A 20,097-nucleotide genomic window follows, 5' to 3' on the forward strand; every position below is an offset into this window, starting at 1 on the left:
CGGGTTCTCTTTTGTTTGCGCCCATAAAAAACGCCGGCTTAACCGGCGTCTGGGCGATTAGCGTGAAGCTCAGGCCTTATTGTCTACTTTGCCACGGGCTTCGTCACGTAATTCTCGTCGTAATATCTTTCCGACGTTGGATTTCGGCAGCTCATTGCGGAATTCAACCAGCTTCGGCACCTTGTAGCCCGTCAGCTGACGACGGCAGAACGTTACCAGCGCCTCCTCCGTCAGGGAAGGATCTTTCTTGACCACAAATATTTTAACCGCTTCACCGCTGCTGCCGGAAGGGACGCCGACCGCCGCCACCTCGAGTACGCCGCTGTGCTGCATAACCACGTCTTCGATCTCATTCGGATAGACGTTGAAGCCGGAGACCAGGATCATGTCTTTCTTGCGATCGACGATGCGCAGGAAGCCCTCGTCATCCATTACCGCAATATCACCGGTGTGCAGCCAGCCGTCTTTGATGATTTCGTCGGTCGCATCGGGACGCTGCCAGTAACCCAGCATCACCTGCGGACCTCTGACGCAAAGCTCACCCGGCTCGCCCGGCGCGACTTCGTTATCGTTATCATCGACCAGTTTGGCCTCTGTCGAAGGAACCGGCAGACCAATGCTTCCACTGTGATAGTCGATATCGTGTGGGTTCACGCTGACCAGCGGAGCACATTCCGTCAGCCCATAGCCTTCCAGCAAATACTGACCGGTGAGCTTCACCCAGCGCTCGGCGACCGCCTGCTGAACCGGCATGCCGCCGCCCGCAGAGAGATGTAGCGTGGAGAAATCCAGCTGCTGGAACTCTTTGTTATTAAGCAGCGCGTTAAACAGGGTGTTCACCCCCGTCATGGCGGTGAACGGGTATTTCGCCAGCTCTTTCACCAGGCCCGGGATATCGCGCGGGTTGGTGATGAGGATGTTCTGACCACCCAGTTCAATAAACAGCAGGCAGTTCATGGTCAGCGCAAAGATGTGATACAGCGGAAGCGCGGTGATCACCACCTCTTTGCCCGGATGCAGAAGCGGCCCGTAGGTGGCGTTCACCTGTTCAAGGTTTGCCAGCATATTACGGTGGGTAAGCATGGCCCCTTTGGCGACGCCGGTAGTCCCGCCCGTGTATTGCAGAAACGCAAGATCTTCCGCCACCACTTCGGGTTTCACATACTGCATACGGTAGCCAGCATGCAGCGCGCGGCGGAAGGAGATGGCGTCCGGCAGGTGGTATTTTGGCACCAGGCGCTTGACGTATTTAACGACAAAGTTAACCAGCGTGCCTTTGGCGGTCGAGAGTTGATCCCCCATGCGCGTCAGGATGACGTGTTTAACCTGGGTTTTGTCGACCACTTTTTCCAGCGTATGGGCGAAGTTGGATACAATGACAATCGCGGCCGCGCCGCTGTCGTTCAGCTGATGCTCCAGCTCGCGCGGGGTGTACAGCGGGTTGACGTTGACGACAATCATCCCGGCTCGCAGGATACCGAACAACGCCACCGGGTATTGCAGCAGGTTCGGCATCATCAGCGCGACGCGGTCCCCTTTTTGCAGCCCCAGCCCTTCCTGCAGATACGCCGCAAACGCGCGGCTACGCTCCTCAAGCTTACGGAACGTCATGACCTCGCCCATATTCACGAATGCGGGCTGGTCCGCGTAGCGCCTTACCGAGTGTTCAAATAATTCCACCAGGGATTGATAACGGTCAGGATTGATCTCAGCAGGAACATCTGCGGGATAACGGTTAAGCCAAACCTTCTTCAATGCATCACCTCTGAAATGAGTGTTCGTCGTCATCACAACCCCGATAATAAACAGTTTGTTAACATTATATTAACTCAGCGTACCAGTTTATTAATTGTTCAGATTTAAGGTTGCGAAGCGCGTCACTCTTTTTTTTCGTTTTATCCGTAAAAAAACAGAGACAGCGGCTGAGCCGCTGTCTCTTTTCTAACAATAACAGTAAGTTACTCAGTAACGATCGTCTGAACCTGTGCAGGACCCGGGTTATACCAGCCCCAGCCCGGGTAGCCGTAACGATAAGGATGTGGACCCCACATCCACGGATCCATCGGCTGAGGCGGCATGATCACCTGCTGTGCCAGCCGCCAGCGTTTATACCCGTTGACCTGCATGGTCATAAATTTATACGGCGTGCTGCCGATTTTGCCCTGCACGGCGCCGGTAATCGGCCCGACGACGGTCACCAGCTGCCCGCGAAAATCGACCGGATCGAGGAAACCGCTGACGTCCGCATAGATACGCCCGCGAGAGGCCTCACCCAGTACCGGCCGCGCGCCGCTGTCCAGCGGAACGGTCGCGATCTCCAGGCGGGTTTTCCCCTGCTGGTTTTGTACGTCGATGACCTTACCGCCAAAGCGCGCTTCCTGGCCGACGTACAGCTCAGGCGCATTCATCACCCGAACCAGATCCTGCTGTGGCGTCGGGCTGCTGCCCTTAATCGCATCAGGAACGGAAACGCATCCGCTCAGTGCTATGGCAACCGCGCCTGCCATAATAAGGCGTACTACTTTAGTCTGAACCGCCATGATGCGACTCCTTTTTCTCAGTTCCTGTTACTGAGATTCACTCGCGGCCAGGAAGTTTCTTCCACGCAACGGTGTTTCGCAAATAAACCGGCTCCGCGTGTTCAACGGCAACGGTTTTTCCTGCCGCGAGCAGCTGGCAGGCAATCGGAAGCATATCTTCCGCAGCCGGCAGCAGCATGTTGCCGTCCACCAGCGTCACGCCTGTGCCGGTCGCCATCTCCGGCCACGCAGGCCAGCCTGTGCCGACGGTTGCCCACTCACCGGAGAGCTGCTGCAGTCGTTCAGTGACCGCTTCCGGCTTGAGCACGGCTTCCGTCTCTTCGCCGTGCCACACGCCCTGCTCGTCGCGGGTGTATTCGGCCCAGTAAACTTCGCCCATGCGGGCATCAATCGCGGCCAGCACGCGCGTTGCCCCGGTCATGCGCCATGCGCCCTGCGCCATCGTGGCGAGGGTTGAGACGCCGATCATCGGCAGTTCGGCGCCCAGCGCCAGCCCCTGCGCAATGCCGATCCCGATACGTACGCCCGTAAAGCTGCCGGGGCCACGGCCAAAGGCCAGCGCGTCGAGGTCGGTTAAGGAGGTGTTGCCCTGGGTTAAAATGGCTTTTACCAGGGGCAGAATGCGTTGGGTGTGTTCCCGTGGGCACTCTTCGAAATGAGCAGAAACAGCACCGTCGTTCAACAGAGCGACAGAGCAAGCCTCTGTCGCGGTATCAATAGCCAGAATTCGCATCAGTCGTCGCGCTCTCGCAAGGGTCAGTCACAAAATGGCGCGCATCTTAGCACACTCCGGGGTAAATTACTCCGCCGTTGGGTTTGCCAGGAAACGCACCGCGCGTTTTATGTCCCGCGTCCGCGGCGCGGGCGGCAGGCTGGCAAGGAAGGTCGCTCCGTAAGGGCGCATCACCAGCCGGTTATCGCAAATGACCAGCACCCCGCGATCGGTGACGTCTCGGATCAATCGCCCTACCCCCTGCTTGAGCGTAATCACCGCATCCGGCAGCTGTACCTCATCGAAAGGATCGCCCCCGCGCAGACGGCAGTCTTCCATGCGCGCCTTCAGCAGCGGATCGTCCGGAGAGGTAAACGGCAGCTTATCAATGATCACCAGCGAAAGCGTATCCCCCCGCACATCGACCCCTTCCCAGAAGCTGCTGGTTGCTACCAGCAGGGCATTTCCGGCGCTGACAAACTGCTGTAAAAGCTGGCCTTTGCTGGTTTCTCCCTGCAACAGCACCGGCAGCGTCATGGTGGCGCGGAACTGCTCGGCGAGGTCACGCATCATGGCGTGAGAGGTGCAGAGCATAAAGCAGCGGCCGTTGTTGGCCTCGATCATCGGTTTTAACATCGCGGCCAGATGGCGCGCCGCGCCCGGCTGGTTCGGCAGCGGCAGATTACGAGGCACGCAGAGCAGCGCCTGTTTTTCGTAATCGAACGGGCTCGGCAGGAGCAGGGATTCCGCCTCCTCAATGCCAAGACGTTCCGTGAAGTGATGCAGATCGTCATTCACCGACAGGGTTGCCGAGGTGAAGATCCAGCTTCCCGGCTTTTGCGCCATCACCTCTTTAAACTTATCAGCCACCGTCAGCGGCGTGAGCGCCAGCGTGAAATGCCGTGAGGTGCACTCATACCAGTAGCTGAACCCCGGCTGGTTAATCTCTTTCAGCCGTTTGAGCCGCCCGCGATAGAGCGTGGCGCGTTCGAAGGCCGCATCCAGCAGCGCGGAACGGCCGAGGGACAGCTTTGCCACGTCGTAGCAGAGTTCCAGGGCATCATCGAGCAGCAGCAGCGCGCGCTGGATGTTTTTGTCCGCCAGAAGCTCGCGCAGGTTACCGCGATAGCCCGGCTCACCGAGCTGTAAGCGGAAATCCTGCGCGCTTTGCGCCAGACGGTCGGCGCACTTCTGCAGCTGCTGGGTATCTTTGAGTTCGGTCCGGTAAGCGATGGTGAAATCTTTCGCCAGATCCTGCAGCTGGCGGCTGGAAAGCGACTGGCCGAAATACTGGCTGGCGATGTCCGGAAGCTGGTGGGCTTCGTCGAATATCATCACGTCCGCCTCCGGGATCAGCTCGCCGAAACCGCTGTCCTTGACGACCATATCCGCGAGGAACAGATGGTGGTTCACCACCACCACATCCGCGTCCATCGCCGTTTTACGCGCTTTCACCACAAAGCAGTCTTTATACAGCGGGCAGTCGCTGCCGAGGCAGTTGTCGTTGGTGCTGGTCACCAGCGGCCAGGCAGGCGAGCCTTCCGGCACGCTCGCGCAGGTGCTGATATCGCCCTCTTCGGTCTGGTTCGCCCAGGCGCGAAGGATAATAACGTCGCTGAGGGTTTGCACCGGCAGGTCGCCGCCCGCCAGCGCCTGCTGCTCAAGACGTTCCAGGCAGAGATAGTTGGAGCGCCCCTTCAGCAAGGCCAGACGACCTTTGTATTTCAGCGCTTTCGCCACCGTGGGCAAATCGCGGCTGTAGAGCTGATCCTGCAGCGCCTTCGAACCGGTGGAAATAATCACCTTCTTTTTCGCGCGCAGCGCCGGAGCAAGGTAAGCATACGTTTTACCCGTACCGGTTCCGGCCTCGACCACCAGCGGCTGAGCCTTATCGATGGCGCGTGCAACGGCGTGCGCCATCTGGCGCTGAGGCTTACGGGGCTTGAAGCCGGGAATAGCCTGCGCTAATTGACCTTCAGGGGAAAAATCGTCTGCCACGGTGCTCTCTCACTGTATTTTTGCACAGGGATTATGTCAGCCCATCCTCTCCTGTGCTACCCCAAATAGTGACGACACGAGAACAATATGGCAGTCTTGCCGCCTGACGACGAAAAATAACGAGGAAACGTTTATGACAATTGTGCGCATTGATGCCGAAGCCCGCTGGTCTGATGTGGTGATCCATAACCAGACGCTCTACTACACCGGCGTACCGGCTAACCTGGACGCGGATGCGTTCGAGCAGACGGCTAACACTCTGGCGCAGATTGACGCGGTGCTGGAAAAACAGGGCAGCGACAAATCCCGCATTCTGGATGCGACGATTTTCCTGGCAAACAAAGAGGATTTCGCGGCGATGAACAAAGCCTGGGATGCATGGGTAGTGGCGGGTCACGCGCCTGTACGCTGTACCGTACAGGCCACGCTGATGAAGCCGGAATATAAGGTAGAGATTAAGATTATCGCGGCGGTGTAAGCCCGATTACTCTTCTGGATCTTCATCTTCATCTTCGAAACGCGCCACGATCCGCTCGCCGGAATGACTGGCGCGAATCTCCTCTGCGACAACGGTAATCGCCTGTCCGCTGCTCATCCCCTGGGACATCAGTTCCTGAATTCGCTCAACCGCTTTCTGCTGCTGTTCATGGCTCAGAGAAGGTAAACCTGCAAACATCGTCAACTCCTGCTAAATTATTCGCGCTAATTATTTCACGCTGCCCGGTAGTATGCCACACATGAACATGCGCTTCCCCACTGTTATTACCTTGCCCTGGCGTGCAGACGCCGCTGAATTCTGGTTTGCCCGCCTGAGCCATCTTCCGTTTGCGATGCTGCTGCATTCCGGCCATGCGGACCATCCCTATAGCCGCTTCGACATTCTGGTGGCCGATCCGCTAAAGACGCTGACAACCGAAGACCTGGCGTTAACGGACGATCCCCTGAAGCAGCTGCAGCAGGCCATTAACGCGCTGGACTTATCTGCCGCGCCGAACCCGGACCTCCCTTTTCAGGGCGGCGCGCTGGGCCTGTTTGGGTACGATCTGGGTCGCCGTTTCGAAACGCTGCCGGAGCATGCGCAGGCTGATATTTCCCTGCCAGACATGGCCGTGGGGCTGTATGACTGGGCGTTAATTGTCGATCATCAGAAAAAAACGGTTTCACTGCTGAGCCATCATGACGTGCAGGCGCGTCTGGCGTGGCTGGAGGCGCAACGGCCTGCACCGGCAGAGACGTTTACCCTTACATCTGGCTGGCGCTCGAACATGACCGCAGCGGAGTATGCCGAAAAATTCGCGCGCGTTCAGGCGTATCTGCAAAGCGGTGACTGCTACCAGGTTAACCTCGCCCAGCGCTTCCAGGCGACATACCGGGGAGATGAGTGGCAGGCGTTTACCCGTCTTAATGCCAGCAACAAGGCGCCGTTCAGCGCGTTTGTCCGTCTGGAACGGGGGGCCATACTCAGCCTGTCACCCGAGCGCTTTATTCATCTGGCCGAGGGCACGATTCAAACCCGTCCGATTAAAGGCACGTTACCGCGTCTTGCGGACCCCGATGCCGATCGCCAGCAGGCGGAAAAGCTGGCCGCCTCGCCGAAAGACCGCGCCGAGAACCTGATGATTGTCGATCTGATGCGTAACGATATTGGCCGCGTCGCTGAACCTGGCAGCGTGCGCGTGCCGGAACTGTTTGTCGTCGAGCCGTTCCCGGCGGTGCATCATCTGGTCAGTACCATTACCGCGCGTCTACCCGCCTCTCGCACCGCCTGCGATCTGCTCCGCGCGGCGTTTCCGGGCGGCTCCATCACCGGCGCGCCTAAAATTCGCGCCATGGAAATTATCGACGAACTGGAACCGCACCGCCGCAACGCCTGGTGCGGCAGCATCGGCTATATCAGCCTGTGCGGCACCATGGATACCAGCATTACCATTCGCACGCTGACGGCCTGCGGCGGAAACCTTTACTGCTCGGCCGGGGGCGGCATTGTTGCCGATAGCCAGGTCGATGCGGAATATCAGGAAACCTTTGATAAAGTTAACCGTATCCTGAAACAACTGGAGTAATCACGGGTGGAAAAAGAGAACCTGACGCTGGACGATTTTTTATCTCGTTTTCAGCTATTACGACCGCAGGTCAACCGCGAAGCGCTGAACCAGCGTCAGGCGGCCGTGCTGATCCCAGTCGTGCGTCGCGCGCAGCCGGGCCTGCTGCTCACCCAGCGTTCTCCCCATTTACGCAAGCACGCGGGTCAGGTCGCCTTTCCGGGTGGCGCAGTAGACAGCTCCGACGCCTCGCTGATTGCCGCCGCGCTGCGGGAAGCGCAGGAAGAGGTGGCCATTCCACCGGAGGCGGTGGAGGTTATCGGCGTGCTGCCGCCCGTCGACAGCGTCACCGGTTTTCAGGTCACGCCGGTGGTGGGCATTATCCCGCCCGGCCTGCAGTATCACGCCAGCGTCGATGAAGTTTCAGCGGTGTTTGAAATGCCCCTCGAAGAGGCGCTCCGGCTCAGCCGTTATCACCCGCTGGATATTCAGCGTCGCGGGCATGACCATCGGGTCTGGTTGTCCTGGTATCAGCATTATTTTGTCTGGGGCATGACGGCGGGCATCATTCGTGAACTGGCGCTGCAAATCGGCCTGAAGCCTTGACTATACTTTACATTCCACCCTTTTTCGCAGGTTTGCGATCCGCGTCGCGCTATTAGCAAAACCCATCGTTAACCATTAGTTTAATTCATGTGAATAGTTAAGCCGAGGTCGGTGTTCCCTCTTACACTATGCGCAGTTATAACATCGTTACTGGAACCCCGGTAACCCTGTCAGGAGTGTGAAAGTGATTAGTATATTCGACATGTTCAAAGTGGGAATTGGCCCTTCGTCTTCCCATACTGTTGGCCCGATGAAGGCCGGTAAACAGTTCGTCGATGATCTGGTCGAAAAAAGATTACTGGAAAGCGTTACCCGTGTCGCCGTGGATGTTTACGGCTCGCTGTCATTAACGGGTAAAGGCCACCACACCGATATCGCCATTATTATGGGTCTGGCAGGCAACATGCCAGATACCGTAGATATTGATGCCATCCCGGCATTCATCCGTGACGTGGAAACACGCGGCCGCCTGCTGCTGGCAAACGGCCAGCAGGAAGTCGATTTCCCGCAGGATGACGGCATGCGTTTTCGCAGCGACAACCTGCCGCTGCATGAAAACGGCATGACCATTCACGCTTACAGCGGTGAAAAAGAGATTTACAGCAAAACGTACTACTCCATCGGCGGTGGCTTCATCGTGGATGAAGAGCATTTTGGCAAAGATAGCGTCGGCGACGTCAGCGTACCGTACCCGTTCAAATCGGCTACCGAAATGCTGGGCTACTGCAAAGAGACCGGTCTTTCACTGTCCGGTATGGTGATGCAGAACGAACTGGCCCTGCACAGCAAAAAAGAGATTGAAGACTATTTTGCGAACGTCTGGCAAACCATGCGCGCCTGTATCGACCGCGGGATGAACACCGAAGGCGTTCTGCCGGGTCCACTGCGCGTACCGCGTCGTGCCTCTGCCCTGCGCCGTATGCTGGTGACCACGGACAAGTTCTCCAACGACCCGATGAACGTGGTTGACTGGGTAAACATGTTTGCCCTGGCGGTTAACGAAGAGAACGCCGCAGGTGGACGCGTCGTGACGGCGCCAACCAACGGCGCCTGCGGTATCGTTCCGGCAGTGCTGGCGTATTACGATCACTTTATTGAGCCCGTGACGCCGGACATCTACATCCGCTATTTCCTGGCGGCAGGTGCCATCGGTGCGCTGTACAAAATGAACGCCTCCATCTCCGGTGCGGAAGTGGGCTGTCAGGGTGAAGTGGGCGTTGCCTGCTCTATGGCGGCGGCGGGTCTGGCAGAGCTGCTGGGCGCAAGCCCTGAGCAGGTCTGCGTGGCGGCGGAAATCGGTATGGAACATAACCTCGGCCTGACCTGTGACCCGGTCGCGGGCCAGGTGCAGGTGCCGTGCATCGAGCGTAACGCGATTGCCTCGGTGAAAGCCATCAACGCCTCACGTATGGCGATGCGCCGTACCAGCGAACCTCGCGTATCGCTGGATAAGGTGATTGAAACCATGTACGAAACCGGCAAGGACATGAACGCGAAATACCGCGAGACGTCCCGCGGTGGCCTGGCCATTAAGGTGCAGTGCGACTAATACTGCCTTTCGCCCATCTGCAACGGATGGGCGAATTTCCCTCTTCTTTCTCGTCTCCTTCTGCTTTCCCCACTACACTTTTACTGTTGCGTCCGGCTTTTGTGGCTGGTGGCTTATCAGGCGACCGTTCATGCAAACTGCACAAACGATCATTAAAAACTATCGCCGAAAACGCGTTATCGTCTGTGTGACGGTTGCGCTCCTCACGCTCATCCTGACGTTAGGCATTCGCTTCATTTCACAGCGCAATGTTAACCAACAGCGGATCCTCGATTTTACCAGCCACACCGTTCGCGCCCTTGATAATGTCCTGCTTTCTTTAGAGAACCGGCGCAGCGTGCTGCAGCCCCTGGTGGGGCAGCCCTGCTCACAGGCGCACCTGGCGCTGCGAAAGCAGGCCGCCATTTTGCAGACGGTACGCTCCATCGCCCTGATTAACGAGGGTATGCTGTACTGCTCGAGTATTTTCGGGAGCCGCAATGTGCCCGTTCGCGACTTCCTGAAAGAATTACCCGCCAGCAAGGCGAAGCTGATTTTATCGAGCGACCAGTGGCTGCTTAAAGGTAGCCCGATATTGATCCAGTGGTATCCCGTCTCTCAGGACGGTGAAGCAGGCGTTATCGAAATCATCAATATCGATCTGATTGCCAAAATGATCCTGGAGCCCCAGCGCCCGCTTATTAATGACGTGGCGCTAACCGTAGGCGATCGCTTTTTACGCTATGGACAACGCGTCAGCGACAGCCTGACGTTTGATGAGGAGGGCTCTCTTTTCCAGCAATCGTCAACCCGAAACCCTTTCACCATTACGGTCAGCGGGCCAGGCCCTGGAGAATTAGCCTTAAAAAGCCTGCCAGCCCAGCTGCCGCTGGGGCTGATGCTCAGCCTGCTGCTGGGCTATCTCGCCTGGCTGGCAACGGCAAACCGGATGAGCTTTACGTGGGAGATCGATATGGGCATTGCGGCGCGGGAATTTGAGCTTTTCTGCCAGCCGCTGGTGAATGCCCGTACCCAGGCGTGCACCGGCGTGGAGATCCTGCTGCGCTGGAATAACCCCCGTCAGGGTTGGATCACCCCGGAGGTGTTTATCCCTCTGGCAGAAGAACATAACCAGATTGTCCCCCTGACCCGCTATGTCATCGCCGAAACGGTGCGCCAGATAGGCTACTTCCCTTCCAGCGCCGGTTTTCACATCGGTATTAACGTCGCCGCCAGCCATTTCCGTCATGCGGCATTGATACAGGACCTGAACCGCCTCTGGTTCAGCGCCGGTCCGCGCCAGCAGCTGGTGATTGAACTCACGGAACGGGATGCGCTGCTGGATGCGGATTATCGCATCGTGCGCGAACTGCATCGCAAAGGGGTGAAGCTCGCCATCGACGATTTTGGGACCGGGAACAGCTCCCTCTCCTGGCTTGAAAAGCTGCACCCGGACGTGCTGAAAATCGACCAGTCGTTTACCACCGCCATCGGTACCGACGCCGTGAACTCGACGGTGACGGATATGATTATTGCGCTGGGTCAGCGGCTGAATATCGAACTGGTTGCTGAAGGGGTCGAGACGGAGGAGCAGGCGCGCTACTTGCGCCGCCATGGCGTGCCTGTCCTGCAGGGGTTTTTCTATGCGCGGCCCATGCCGCTACGGGATTTTCCGAAGTGGCTGGCGGGAAGTTCATCCCCGCCAGCGCATCATAACGGGCACATCGTGCCCTTAATGCCGCTGCGCTAAGCCGGCTTACTCATCTTCGTCGTGGGCTGATTGTTCTTTAACAATGCGAACCATATCAACGCGATAGTCGTTGGCTTCAACGATCGTAATGTGCAGCGGCGCCAGCTCGATCACATCGCCGACGCGCGGGATTTGCCCGTTAACCGCGATCACCAGGCCGGCAACGGTCGCGATGTCTTCTTCATCGTTGATCACGTTTTCCAGCCCCAGCGTGTGCGAGAGCGCGTGCAGGTCGGTGGTACCTTTAACCAGCCAGCCTTCACCGTCGGCAACGATCTCTGGCGTTTCGTCGGCATCCGGGAATTCACCGGCAATCGCTTCCAGCACGTCCAGCGGCGTAACCAGCCCCTGCACCACGCCAAACTCGTTGGTGACGATAACAAAGCTACCGCGAGCGCGGCGCAGCACTCCGAGCAGGTTGATAGGATCCAGCGTTTCCGGCACGACAATCGCAGGCGACGCAGCAGCAACGGCTTCCACGTTGACGCCCTCTTCCAGGGCCACCAGCATCTCTTTTGCCCGCACGACGCCGATGATCTCATCCAGCTCTCCGCGACACACCGGGAACAGGCTGTGCGGAGAAGAGAGCAATTGCTGGCGAATTTCATCGACGCTTAGATTTGCATCAACCCAGCTGATCTCCCCGCGCGGCGTCATGATGCCGCGCAGCGAACGGGAGGCCAGGGAGAGCACGCCGTTAATCATGTAGCGCTCTTGTTCCACAAACGCCCCTTCCGGGACCGGAACCGGGTTATGGTTTTCGGAATCAGACTGGACGTTCACCTGACGACGACCGCCCATCAGGCGCAGAATCGCGTCTGCGGTACGGGCGCGCAGCGGCTGATTCGACTGCTGCTTAATAAAGTTACGGCGTGCAATCTGGTTGAACAGCTCGATCAGAATCGAGAAGCCAATCGCGGCGTACAGGTAGCCTTTCGGAATATGGAAGCCAAAACCTTCCGCCACCAGGCTCAGACCAATCATCAGCAGGAAGCTCAGACACAGCACGACCACCGTCGGATGCTGGTTGACGAAGCGCGTCAGCGGCTTCGAGGCCAGCAGCATGACCGCCATCGCAATGACAACAGCCGCCATCATTACCGGCAGATGATTCACCATGCCGACCGCCGTGATCACCGCATCCAGCGAGAAGACCGCATCAAGCACCACAATCTGCAGCACCACCACCCAGAAGCTGGCATAGCCTTTACCGTGCCCATCATCGTGCTGACGGTTTTCCAGCCGCTCGTGTAGCTCCGTCGTCGCTTTGAAAAGAAGGAATATCCCCCCGATCAGCATGATTAAATCACGCCCGGAGAAGGTGTAATCCATGACGGAGAACAGCGGTTTGGTCAGCGTGACCATCCAGGAGATGACGGAGAGCAGCCCTAGTCGCATAACCAGTGCCAGCGAGAGACCAATCAGACGCGCTTTATCACGCTGTTTTGGCGGCAGTTTGTCCGCAAGGATGGCGATAAACACCAGGTTATCAATGCCGAGAACAATCTCCAGCACCACCAGCGTGAGCAATCCCACCCAGATTGACGGGTCCATTAAGAATTCCATGACAAGCTCCTGCTAAAGGAATGACGAAACGGTGCCCCACTCAACGTGGGCAAAACAGAGGTAAACAGAGTCGATACGTGGCGAGGATCGCCGGTGAATAAGGCGCGAAAGGGCCTGGCAGATGACTGACGTCGGTGACGGTCCATATAGTGGGCTGTAGCCCTATACTCCTGAACGATTAAACGGAGGCTAAACATATCAGAGACACTGTGTTTTTAGCAAAGATTTACGTTCCTTTGCAAAGTTCTGTAACACAGCGGCTTTACGCTACAGATAAATCTGTAACGCGTGGCTAAATTACGGATCTTCATCACATAAATTATTTTTTCACTATCTAAAATAATTCGCGGAAGTCTTAGTTTTTTTGAACTCTAACCCTTATCTGAATCGATTCGCTTCGCCAATACGATTCTCAGTACGACTGCCTGGCAGACGTATTAATGATAATAAAAGGAGGTAGCAAGTGACCATTGCTATTGTCATAGGCACACATGGTTGGGCTGCTGAGCAGCTACTCAAAACGGCAGAGATGCTGTTGGGCGAGCAGGAAAACGTCGGCTGGATCGATTTCGTTCCCGGTGAAAACGCCGAGACGCTGATAGAGAAGTACAACGCTCAACTCGCGAAGCTGGATACCAGCAAAGGCGTGCTGTTTCTCGTTGATACATGGGGCGGCAGCCCGTTCAATGCCGCCAGCCGCATTGTCGTCGATAAAGAGCACTATGAAGTTGTCGCCGGGGTGAATATTCCCATGCTGGTGGAAACCTTCATGGCTCGCGACGACAATCCGGCGTTCTATGAGCTGGTGGCGCTGGCCGTTGAAACCGGTCGCGAAGGGGTAAAAGCCCTGAAGGCGCAGCCGGTTGAAAAACCTGCCCCTGCGCCTGCAGCGGCACCAAAAGCGGCAGAACCGGCAAAACCGATGGGTCCGAACGATTACATGGTCATCGGCCTGGCGCGTATTGATGACCGATTAATCCACGGCCAGGTCGCCACGCGCTGGACCAAAGAGACCAACGTTCGACGCATTATTGTGGTCAGCGACGAAGTTGCCGCCGATACCGTTCGTAAAACCCTTCTGACTCAGGTTGCTCCTCCTGGCGTTACCGCGCACGTCGTGGATGTCGCCAAGATGATCCGCGTTTATAACAACCCGAAATATGCGGGTGAACGCGTAATGCTCCTGTTCACTAACCCGACAGACGTTGAGCGCATTGTTGAAGGCGGCGTGAAAATCACCTCCGTGAACATCGGTGGTATGGCATTCCGTCAGGGCAAAACGCAGGTCAACAACGCCATTTCAGTCGATGCGAAAGATATCGAGGCATTCAACAAGCTGAATGCGCGCGGTATTGAACTGGAAGCCCGTAAGGTTTCTACGGATCAAAAACTGAAAATGATGGATTTGATCGGCAAAGTTGGGAAATAAGCCCGCGCCGGTTCTCATATAAAGTTTATGTAATAGGAGAAGTGCAATGGAGATTACCACTCTTCAGATTGTGCTGGTGTTCGTCGTCGCATGTATTGCGGGTATGGAATCCGTACTTGATGAATTTCAGTTCCACCGCCCTCTGGTGGCCTGTACGCTGATTGGGGCCGTTCTGGGTGACATGAAAACCGGTATCATCATCGGTGGTACCCTGGAAATGATCGCCCTGGGCTGGATGAACATCGGCGCGGCGGTTGCGCCCGATGCGGCGCTAGCCTCTATCATTTCGACCGTTCTGGTTATTGCTGGTCACCAGAGTATTGGTGCCGGTATCGCCCTGGCGATCCCGCTGGCTGCAGCAGGCCAGGTTCTGACCATCATCGTTCGTACTATCACCGTTGCCTTCCAGCACGCTGCGGATAAGGCGGCCGAAAACGGCAACCTCACGGCACTGTCGTGGATCCACGTTTCGTCCCTGTTCCTGCAGGCGATGCGTATCGCAATCCCGGCTGTTATCGTGGCGATCTCTGTTGGTACCAGTGAAGTGCAGAGCATGCTGAACGCCATTCCAGAAGTGGTCACCGGCGGTCTGAACATCGCGGGCGGCATGATCGTGGTCGTCGGTTATGCGATGGTCATCAACATGATGCGCGCAGGCTATCTAATGCCGTTCTTCTACCTCGGCTTCGTGACCGCTGCCTTCACCAACTTCAACCTGGTTGCACTGGGTGTGATTGGTGCGGTAATGGCGATTCTCTACATCCAGCTCAGCCCGAAATATAACCGCGTCGCGGGTGCCCCAGCGCAGGCTGCTGGTAACAACGATCTCGATAACGAACTGGACTAGCAGGTGAGCGAAATGGTTGATATGACAAAAACTACCACCGAGAAAAAACTCACTCCGGGTGATATTCGTGGCGTGTTCATCCGTTCTAACCTGTTTCAGGGTTCATGGAACTTCGAACGTATGCAGGCGCTGGGCTTCTGCTTCTCCATGGTACCGGCGATCAAACGCCTGTACCCGGAAAACAACGAAGCGCGCCGTCAGGCGATCAAGCGTCACCTGGAATTCTTTAACACCCATCCTTACGTAGCGGCTCCGGTACTGGGCGTAACGCTGGCGATGGAAGAACAGCGTGCGAACGGCGCAGAGATTGACGACGGTGCCATCAACGGTATCAAAGTCGGCCTGATGGGTCCGCTGGCCGGTGTCGGTGACCCAATCTTCTGGGGTACCGTGCGTCCGGTCTTCGCGGCGCTGGGTGCCGGTATCGCGATGAGCGGCAGCCTGCTTGGCCCGCTGCTGTTCTTCATCCTGTTCAACGCCGTGCGTCTGCTGACCCGTTACTACGGTGTGGCCTACGGCTACCGTAAAGGGGTGGACATTGTTAAGGACATGGGGGGCGGCTTCCTGCAGAAACTGACTGAGGGGGCGTCAATCCTCGGCCTGTTTGTCATGGGGGCGCTGGTTAACAAGTGGACGCACGTGAACATCCCGCTGGTGGTATCGACCATCACCGGGCAGGATGGTCAGACGCGCGTCACCACCGTGCAGACGATTCTGGACCAGCTGATGCCTGGCCTGGTACCGCTGCTGTTGACCTTCGCCTGCATGTGGCTGCTGCGTAAGAAAGTGAACCCGCTGTGGATTATCGTTGGCTTCTTCGTCATCGGTATCGCGGGCTACGCTGTCGGCCTGCTGGGTCTGTAAGTTTCAATGCTATCGGCCGGGGGCTTGCCCCCGGTTTTTTTTATCTGGAGGATGAATGACTGTCACGGACATCGTACTGGTTTTATTTATTGCAGCCCTTCTGGCTTACGCGATCTATGACGAGTTCATCATGCCCCGCCGTCACGGCGAGACGCTGCTCTCCCTTCCCCTTTTGCGACGCGGGCGCGTGGATGCGTTTATCTTCGCGGGTCTCATCGCTATTCTTATTTACAATAACGTCACCGGCCATGGTGCAATATTAACCACATGGTTATTATGTGCGCTGGCGTTAATGGCTGTTTATCTGTTCTGGATCCGCACGCCAAAAATCATTTTTAAATCCCGCGGGTTTTTCTTCGCCAATGTGTGGATAGAATATAACCGTATTAAAGAGATGAATTTATCCGAAGACGGTGTGCTGGTGATGCAATTAGAACAACGCCGCGTGCTTGTTCGGGTGAAGAATATTGACGACCTGGAAAGAATATACAATTTACTCGTTAAGACTCAATAGGTTAGATATATAGCAATGGCTATATACTGCGTTTATCGTGCGCAAGAAATATAGCCAAAGCTATATCCCCTTCGTTAATTTGATCTCTATTTGTTAACGATATCTTCACGCTTAAAGACAAATGAAAATCGTTATCACCAAGCATTTTAAATAATGCCTCCTCATTGTTGTTTTGTATTCTCAAAATATGTTAAGGTTGCGCCCGTCGTTGGGGAGTAGCCGATTTCCTGCCCGCAGGAAATGTACGTGTCAACATACTCGTTGAAAAACGTGGCGCGTACGGATCGCTGACAGCACATCTTTTGTGCGGCGCGATCAGGCGAGACCATAGATACATCAACTGCTGTTTACTGGGGGCAGTGATGTGTCATATGGATATCCCCGGTCTGGACGCTGTTATGAATATCTCCGCTACGATCCTCCTCGCTTTTGGCATGTCCATGGACGCATTTGCTGCTTCCATCGGAAAAGGCGCCACGCTCCACAAACCTAAGATCTCAGAAGCCCTGCGTACCGGTCTCATTTTCGGTGCTATCGAAACGCTGACGCCGCTTATCGGCTGGGGACTTGGCATGCTCGCCAGCCAGTTCGTGCTGGAGTGGAACCACTGGATTGCCTTCGTACTGCTGGTGTTTCTCGGTGGCCGAATGGTGATTGAAGGTTTTCGCGGCGGTGATGATGAAGATGAAGAACCGCAGCACCGCCACGGGTTCTGGCTGCTGGTCACCACGGCGATTGCCACCAGCCTTGATGCGATGGCCGTCGGCGTCGGTCTGGCATTCCTGCAGGTCAATATTATAGCCACCGCGCTGGCCATCGGCTGCGCAACGCTGATCATGTCCACGCTGGGCATGATGGTTGGACGGTTTATCGGCCCGCTGCTGGGTAAACGCGCCGAGATCCTGGGAGGAATTGTGCTGATTGGCATTGGAGCCCAGATCCTCTGGGCACACTTCGCCGGTTAATCTTCGCGCTGCCAGACGTGGATACTGAAATCCGTCTGGCAGTTAAATATTGATTGTAGAGCTAACGCTTCCCACACTTCCGGTTTTGCCCGCCACGCGAACGGCGTCATCTGCAGCAGCGCGGTTGCTTCTTCCCCTTTAAGCGTCATTTCATACGCCACGCTTTGCTCCTGCTTCAGGCTAAAACCGGCCAGCTGTTCAGAATGAGGGGCATGCAGACGCACTTCGTCGTAGATCAGGCCTTTCAGCTCCATCAGATGACGCGGGCCCGGCGTCACGGTGACGACCCATCCGCCCGGTTTCACAACGCGAGCCAGCTCTTCCGCCTTGCAGGGCGCGTAAATGCGGATAACCGCATCCATGCTGGCATCGTCAAACGGCAGCCGGTGGCTGGATGCCACGCAGAACGTCACGTCCGCGTAACGCTTTGCCGCCGCGCGAATGGCCACTTTCGACACGTCCAGACCGAATGTCAACGCGCCCTTCTCGCGTGCGATCCCGGCAAACCGTGCGGTGTAGTACCCTTCCCCGCAGCCGATATCGAGCATGGCGGTGGCTGAACCCGGCAGGATGTCATTCAGCATCTGCGCGACGGTCTCCCGCAGCGGCAGATAGTGCCCGGCATCCAGAAACGCACGACGCGCCTGCATCATCTCTGCACTGTCGCCTGGATCGCGGGAGCGCTTATGCTGCACCGGCAGAAGATTCACGTAGCCTTCTTTTGCCATATCAAACTGATGCCCCTGCGGACAGGTATAGCTTTTATCTGAATGCGTCAGGGGGGCGTGGCAAAGGGGACAGCTGAAGGACATGGTGACTCCGGAGCATAATCAAAGGGCGAAGTGTACCGCTATTCGCCCTGGTTATAAACGCCCGGTTAACGCATAACGATTAGGTGATCGGAACCCGCCGGTAACCCGTCAGGTTTCACATTCTCCAGACGCAGCACGTTACCCATAATCTCGCTGAATACAGGTGCGGAAACGGCACCGCCGTAGTAGGCGCCATTTTGCGGATCGTTAATGACCACCACCAGAGCAAAGCGCGGATCGCTGGCGGGCGCAACGCCGGCCGTATAGGCGACGTATTTATCGACGTACTTCCCGCTGTCGTCAATTTTCTTCGCCGTACCGGTTTTCACCGCCACCCGATAATCACGAACGGCGGCCTTAACGCCCCCGCCGCCGGGAAGCGCAACGCTCTCCATCATGTGCTCCACCTCGTGCGCGATCTCTTCCGGCATGACGCGGTGCCCGATAACGGGTGGATCGATACGCGTAATCGAGAGAGGTCGCTCGAGCCCGAAGCCGCCGATCGTGGCGTAGACGTGCGCCAGCTGGAGCGGCGTCACCATCAGCCCGTAGCCGAAGGCAAAGGTCGCACGATCGAGCTGGCTCCAGTATTTACGATTTGGCAGCAGCCCCGCGCTCTCGCCCGTTAAGCCAAGCCCCGTATTCGTGCCAAACCCAAAGTTTCTATATGTATCAATAAGATGCTGGACAGGCATTGCCAGGGAGAGACGGGATACGCCGGTGTCGCTCGATTTTTGCAGGATCCCGGTCATCGTCAGTTCAGGATAATAGCCCACGTCGCGGATACGATGCCCGTCAAGGGTATACGGGTGAGTGTCAATCACGCTGTCCGGCTGGACCAGGCCCTGCTGTAGGGCAGTCATCAGCACCAGCGGCTTGACCGTCGAGCCGGGTTCGAACGTATCGCTGATCGCGCGATTGCGGAAGTCGTTTATCGTCGCGCCTTCCCGATTATTGGGGTTGAAATCCGGATAGCTCGCCATGGCGAGTATTTCCCCGGTTGGGATATTAATTAGCACCGATGCACCAGACTCGGCCTTATTCCAGGCCACGGCATTATCGAGCGCATCTTCGGTGATGGTTTGCAGCCGCTCGTCGATACTTAACTGGATGTTATGCGCCGGTGCAGGCGCCACTTCCGTCAGGTTTTCAACCACGCGACCATAGCGGTCTTCCCTTACCTGCCGCACTCCGGCCTTGCCGGTCAGCTGCGCATTGAAGCTTTTTTCCACGCCTTCAATGCCCTGCCCGTCAATATTGGTGAAGCCAATCAGGTTCGCTGCCACATGACCGGCAGGATAAAAACGGCGGGACTCGTCGCGTAAATTGATGCCGGGCAGATTCAGCTTATCGATCCACTTCGCCTGTGCGGGATCGACCTGACGGGCAAGATAAATAAAACGCCCCTGCGGGTTGGCGTTGATTCGCGCCGAAAGCGTGCCCAGGGAGAGATGCAGCGCGTTTGCCAACGCCTGCCAGCGTTCGTCAATGCCAACGCCCCCTTTTGCCAGCACCGCTTTAGGATCGGCCCAGACGGCCCGGACGGGCACGCTCACCGCCAGGGGGCGACCTTCGCGATCCATTATCATGCCCCGCGGCGCATCAATCGCCAGCTGGCGGAGGGATCGCATATCTTCCTGCTTCACCAGATTGTCAGGCTTGATGATTTGCAGCCAGGCAACGCGGCCCAGCAAAAAAGCCAGACTACAAAAAATAGCTAAACAGAGCAGCACAAAACGCGCCGGCGTGAAATTGCCAGCGGTCGTTATCAATTTCTTCTTCACCTGAACCCCAGGACTGTTAAACAACGCACTGATTTAACGGGAAAAGATGGGTTTAAGGTGGCAAAACAGTGCTACTAACCTCGCAGCTTTGCAACAAGTTACTAACAAAACCGCGAATGGTAATATTTTGAAAGATAAAG

At 56.6% G+C, this 20,097-nt stretch carries 19 protein-coding genes; 10 read left to right on the forward strand and 9 right to left on the reverse strand.

The features are described 5' to 3' along the window. Positions 1–69: 69 nt before the first annotated feature. The 4 genes from fadD to ACZ6J2_RS04675 all read right to left on the reverse strand — a co-directional run bounded on the left by fadD (position 70) and on the right by ACZ6J2_RS04675 (position 5,250). Complete coding sequence (gene fadD / locus ACZ6J2_RS04660; protein WP_471724960.1) at positions 70–1,755, reverse strand: long-chain-fatty-acid--CoA ligase FadD; 1,686 nt, start codon at positions 1,753–1,755, stop codon at positions 70–72. A 203-nt stretch (positions 1,756–1,958) separates the two neighbouring features. Then, positions 1,959–2,540 carry a Slp family lipoprotein gene (locus ACZ6J2_RS04665; RefSeq protein ID WP_032658483.1) on the reverse strand — a complete coding sequence of 194 codons (582 nt, stop codon included), beginning with the start codon at positions 2,538–2,540 and terminating at the stop codon, positions 1,959–1,961. Between the two features lie 37 nt (positions 2,541–2,577). Beyond that, on the reverse strand, positions 2,578–3,273 hold the full coding sequence (gene tsaB, locus ACZ6J2_RS04670; protein WP_471724962.1) for a tRNA (adenosine(37)-N6)-threonylcarbamoyltransferase complex dimerization subunit type 1 TsaB: 696 nt from the start codon (positions 3,271–3,273) through the stop codon (positions 2,578–2,580). Between the two features lie 66 nt (positions 3,274–3,339). Then, entirely contained in the window at positions 3,340–5,250 is a 1,911-nt protein-coding gene (locus ACZ6J2_RS04675; RefSeq protein ID WP_471724963.1) for an ATP-dependent DNA helicase, read from the reverse strand. 133 nt (positions 5,251–5,383) lie between these two features. Between ACZ6J2_RS04675 and ACZ6J2_RS04680 the strand changes: the two genes are divergently transcribed. Beyond that, positions 5,384–5,728, forward strand: coding sequence for a RidA family protein (locus ACZ6J2_RS04680; protein WP_023312193.1), 345 nt, complete (start codon positions 5,384–5,386; stop codon positions 5,726–5,728). 6 nt (positions 5,729–5,734) lie between these two features. Here ACZ6J2_RS04680 and ACZ6J2_RS04685 read toward each other — a convergent pair whose 3' ends face one another. Further along, complete coding sequence (locus tag ACZ6J2_RS04685; RefSeq protein WP_033145823.1) at positions 5,735–5,926, reverse strand: YoaH family protein; 192 nt, start codon at positions 5,924–5,926, stop codon at positions 5,735–5,737. Positions 5,927–5,987: 61 nt separating this feature from the next. On the opposite strand from ACZ6J2_RS04685, the gene pabB reads away from it, so the two are divergent. The 4 genes from pabB to ACZ6J2_RS04705 all read left to right on the forward strand — a co-directional run bounded on the left by pabB (position 5,988) and on the right by ACZ6J2_RS04705 (position 11,176). Beyond that, a complete protein-coding gene (gene pabB, locus ACZ6J2_RS04690; protein WP_471725074.1) occupies positions 5,988–7,313 on the forward strand; it encodes an aminodeoxychorismate synthase component 1 in 1,326 nt (441 codons plus the stop codon). Positions 7,314–7,319: 6 nt separating this feature from the next. Continuing rightward, positions 7,320–7,898 (forward strand): CoA pyrophosphatase, encoded by a 579-nt coding sequence (locus ACZ6J2_RS04695; protein WP_219323053.1) that lies wholly within the window; start codon positions 7,320–7,322, stop codon positions 7,896–7,898. 184 nt (positions 7,899–8,082) lie between these two features. Beyond that, positions 8,083–9,447, forward strand: a complete 1,365-nt coding sequence (sdaA, locus tag ACZ6J2_RS04700; RefSeq protein WP_471724965.1) for an L-serine ammonia-lyase — start codon at positions 8,083–8,085, stop codon at positions 9,445–9,447. A 130-nt stretch (positions 9,448–9,577) separates the two neighbouring features. Further along, a complete protein-coding gene (locus ACZ6J2_RS04705) occupies positions 9,578–11,176 on the forward strand; it encodes an EAL domain-containing protein (RefSeq protein ID WP_471724966.1) in 1,599 nt (532 codons plus the stop codon). 6 nt (positions 11,177–11,182) lie between these two features. On the opposite strand, the gene yoaE is transcribed toward ACZ6J2_RS04705, so the two are convergent. Further along, on the reverse strand, positions 11,183–12,742 hold the full coding sequence (gene yoaE, locus ACZ6J2_RS04710; RefSeq protein WP_033145827.1) for a CNNM family cation transport protein YoaE: 1,560 nt from the start codon (positions 12,740–12,742) through the stop codon (positions 11,183–11,185). Further along, complete coding sequence (locus ACZ6J2_RS04715) at positions 12,730–12,939, reverse strand: protein YoaL (protein ID WP_071789402.1); 210 nt, start codon at positions 12,937–12,939, stop codon at positions 12,730–12,732. Before ACZ6J2_RS04715 ends, yoaE begins: the two co-directional genes overlap by 13 nt. Before the next feature lie 266 nt (positions 12,940–13,205). Between ACZ6J2_RS04715 and manX the strand changes: the two genes are divergently transcribed. The 5 genes from manX to mntP all read left to right on the forward strand — a co-directional run bounded on the left by manX (position 13,206) and on the right by mntP (position 17,361). Beyond that, a complete protein-coding gene (gene manX / locus ACZ6J2_RS04720; protein WP_471724967.1) occupies positions 13,206–14,171 on the forward strand; it encodes a PTS mannose transporter subunit IIAB in 966 nt (321 codons plus the stop codon). A 46-nt stretch (positions 14,172–14,217) separates the two neighbouring features. Continuing rightward, positions 14,218–15,018: a PTS mannose transporter subunit IIC gene (gene manY, locus ACZ6J2_RS04725; protein WP_008500490.1), complete on the forward strand. Its 801-nt coding sequence runs from the start codon at positions 14,218–14,220 to the stop codon at positions 15,016–15,018. Between the two features lie 12 nt (positions 15,019–15,030). After that, a complete protein-coding gene (locus tag ACZ6J2_RS04730) occupies positions 15,031–15,882 on the forward strand; it encodes a PTS mannose transporter subunit IID (protein WP_006810994.1) in 852 nt (283 codons plus the stop codon). Between the two features lie 55 nt (positions 15,883–15,937). Continuing rightward, a complete protein-coding gene (locus ACZ6J2_RS04735; protein ID WP_471724968.1) occupies positions 15,938–16,396 on the forward strand; it encodes a DUF986 family protein in 459 nt (152 codons plus the stop codon). 398 nt (positions 16,397–16,794) lie between these two features. Next, positions 16,795–17,361: a manganese efflux pump MntP gene (gene mntP, locus ACZ6J2_RS04740; RefSeq protein ID WP_471724969.1), complete on the forward strand. Its 567-nt coding sequence runs from the start codon at positions 16,795–16,797 to the stop codon at positions 17,359–17,361. Here the strand turns inward: mntP and rlmA are convergent. Next, positions 17,358–18,173 carry a 23S rRNA (guanine(745)-N(1))-methyltransferase gene (rlmA, locus tag ACZ6J2_RS04745; protein ID WP_063439330.1) on the reverse strand — a complete coding sequence of 272 codons (816 nt, stop codon included), beginning with the start codon at positions 18,171–18,173 and terminating at the stop codon, positions 17,358–17,360. The genes mntP and rlmA overlap by 4 nt on opposite strands. A gap of 65 nt (positions 18,174–18,238) precedes the next feature. Then, the gene (gene ftsI, locus ACZ6J2_RS04750) at positions 18,239–19,957 is read right to left on the reverse strand and encodes a peptidoglycan glycosyltransferase FtsI (protein ID WP_471724971.1); all 1,719 of its coding nucleotides are present in this window, start codon (positions 19,955–19,957) and stop codon (positions 18,239–18,241) included. Positions 19,958–20,097 lie beyond the last annotated feature (140 nt).

The sequence above is a fragment of the Enterobacter sp. E14S genome (assembly GCF_055666685.1).